This is a genomic window from Bartonella sp. MU70NMGDW (genome assembly GCF_042194085.1).
Taxonomy (GTDB): Bacteria; Pseudomonadota; Alphaproteobacteria; order Rhizobiales; family Rhizobiaceae; genus Bartonella; species Bartonella grahamii.
Genome location: NZ_JBHIMK010000492.1, coordinates 1 through 868 on the forward strand (window position 1 = coordinate 1; position 868 = coordinate 868).

1 protein-coding gene is annotated in these 868 nt (G+C 27.6%); it reads right to left on the reverse strand.

Features of this window, described 5'->3' with window-relative positions:
• Positions 1-394 precede the first annotated feature (394 nt).
• On the reverse strand, positions 395-868 hold a 474-nt coding region (locus ACFIKE_RS11770), incomplete at its 5' end, for a transporter substrate-binding domain-containing protein (RefSeq protein ID WP_375650133.1).

The window sequence follows — 868 nt, forward strand, 5'->3', positions numbered from 1 at the left end:
AAATTTATTGATGTTTATTTTAGATCATTATGTTGGACATTATTATCAAAAAAATTATCTTTTTTATTGATAAAAAAAGAATAAATATCTTATTGCTTGTATGATAGGTTAATTTTCACGAAATGATTGATTTGAATCATTTCATGAGTAGAAACTAAGGATTTTTCTTGAAAGTAAGGCTATTCAATTTGAACATAAAGAAAAAATTAGATTTTGATACGATAAAAATACAACCTTATTGTTGTCATTATATTCTATAAAATGTTTAGATATCGAGGAACAATTAAAAATTATTTTGATAAATGTAAATTTTCTTATAAAAATGCCGAATGTCTAATAAAAAGTTAAAAATACTCCTTAAATATACATATTGAATTTTAACTCATAGTGATATCTAATCGATATCGAAAGTAAAATATTTTTTCATAATTTTTTCATAGGTTCCATCGGCGCGGATTTCTTCTATTGCTTTATTAAAACTGTTTTTAAGATCGTTATTATTTTGACGGAGTGCAATTGCAATAGGAAAATTTGTTTCTTCTAGAGTTCCCAAGAGGAGACAGCAATCTTTTCCTTCATTTTCAAGCCAATTTAATGCTTTTAACTTATCAAAGATGATGATATCAAGCCGATGGCTTAAAAGGTCACGATTAACCTCTGTTGCTGTAGGATAAAGTTTGATATTCACTCCTTCAGAGGCATAATGATCTTCTGCATATGCAGCTTGTGTTGTATTCGATTGTACTCCAAGATTTTTACCTTTAAAGTCTTGTGTCGAGATTTCTTTAATTCCCGAATTTTTGGTAACGATAACAGCGAGTACAGTATTGTAGTAAGGATCTGTAAAATCAATTTTTTGTAAGCGCTC